Origin of the sequence: Streptomyces sp. NRRL B-24572 (genome assembly GCF_002156145.1) — a bacterium.
Taxonomy (GTDB): domain Bacteria; phylum Actinomycetota; class Actinomycetes; order Streptomycetales; family Streptomycetaceae; genus Streptomyces; species Streptomyces vietnamensis.
In genome coordinates, this window is record NZ_MWIG01000769.1 from 1 (window position 1) to 1,037 (window position 1,037).

Genomic DNA, 1,037 nt, shown 5'->3' on the forward strand with positions numbered 1-1,037 from the left:
TCGTAGGGCGGCGGATCGATGGCGCCCGTGGCGCGCGGCCTGGACGCCACGGGCGCCATCGATCCGCCGCCCTACGAGATGCCGCACACCGTGGGCTGGTTCGGCTCCGGCACCCGGCCGGGCGCGGCCGGCGCCGCCCTCCTCGTCGGCCACGTCGACACCGCGACCCGCCGGGCCGTCTTCTACGGCCTGAGCGCGGCCCGCCCCGGCGCGAAGGTCCGCATCACCCGGACGGACGGATCGGTCGCCGAGTTCACCGTCGACGACGTCCAGGTCTTCCCGCGCGAGGACTTCGACGCGGGCAAGGTCTACGGCGCCCGCGACTCCCACCGCGCCGAGCTGCGCCTGATCACCTGCGGCGGCACCTTCGACCGGGCGGCGGGGACGTACACGGCGAACGTGGTGGTCTCGGCGTACCTGACGGGGGCGGGCGCCTGAGGTCCTGCGCACGGGTGGGACCGGGGCCCGGTCGGCGGGGCGCGTCCCGGGCCGCCGCCGACCGGGCCGGTCCTCGACCGCGGGGCTCACGGGCCGCGGGAGGAGCCCGGTGCCGCCACGGGAGGTCGGGGTTCCGCACACTGTAGAGGCCCTGCCCCCGCCCGGCCCAGGGATGTGGCGTAACTGGCCGACGACGGACGGTAGTTGGGGCGGAAAGCCCGGAGAAAGATCAAGGCCCCCTCACCAATGGTGAGGGGGCCTTGACTCTGCGTGCGCCGCCAGGGACTCGAACCCCGGACCCGCTGATTAAGAGTCAGCTGCTCTAACCAACTGAGCTAGCGGCGCCTGCTGACAAAGAGAACTCTACCTGACGTGAGGGGGTGCTCCTGACCAATACCGGTCGCCTCCGGCCTGTCGGATGGTCGTATCAGGCCTTCGATCCGTCAAAATGCGATTTGTCCAGACAGTTGAGACACTGGCGCCCGAAACAAGGGCCAGAAAGATCTTGACGAGTGTGGAGGGGAATCGCATGAGCGTGCCGGTCTTCGAGGAGTTCGAACCCGCGGCCGACTGCGGCTGCCCGGGCTGCGCCCGGCAGC

General features: G+C 71.4%; 1 tRNA gene and 1 pseudogene. One reads left to right on the forward strand and one right to left on the reverse strand.

The features are described 5' to 3' along the window. Nucleotides 1-12: 12 nt before the first annotated feature. Nucleotides 13-438, forward strand: a pseudogene (locus tag CCN56_RS35510) (class F sortase); the annotation flags it as partial. Between the two features lie 271 nt (nt 439-709). Here the strand turns inward: CCN56_RS35510 and CCN56_RS35515 are convergent. Next, nucleotides 710-783: transfer RNA gene (locus CCN56_RS35515), tRNA-Lys, on the reverse strand. Nucleotides 784-1,037: the final 254 nt, after the last annotated feature.